1 protein-coding gene is annotated in these 241 nt (G+C 48.5%); it reads right to left on the bottom strand.

The annotated features are described in order from the left end of the window. On the bottom strand, positions 1–150 hold a 150-nt coding region (locus tag SANK73390_RS05740), incomplete at its 3' end, for a tetratricopeptide repeat protein (RefSeq protein ID WP_462764571.1). Positions 151–241 lie beyond the last annotated feature (91 nt).

Below are 241 nucleotides of genomic sequence, written 5' to 3'. Positions count from 1 at the left end.
TGCGATGTTTATCTCTAGCGCTTTGTTATGCATCGTCAGCGCGTCATCCAGCTTACCCTGTGTTTGATAGACATTGCCGATATTACCGTATTGATTGGCCATGCCTTCCTGACGGCCCAGTGCTGTGTTTATCTCTAACGATTTTGTCATACATCGTCAGCGCGTCATCCAGCTTACCCTGTGTTTGATAGATGATGCCGATATTACCGTAGTCACTGGCCACGCCTCCTTGATGACCCAG

It is taken from the genome of Pseudoalteromonas sp. SANK 73390, from assembly GCF_054966645.1.
Note: the sequence above shows the minus strand (reverse complement) of the source record. Positions and strands in the feature narration are given on the sequence as shown.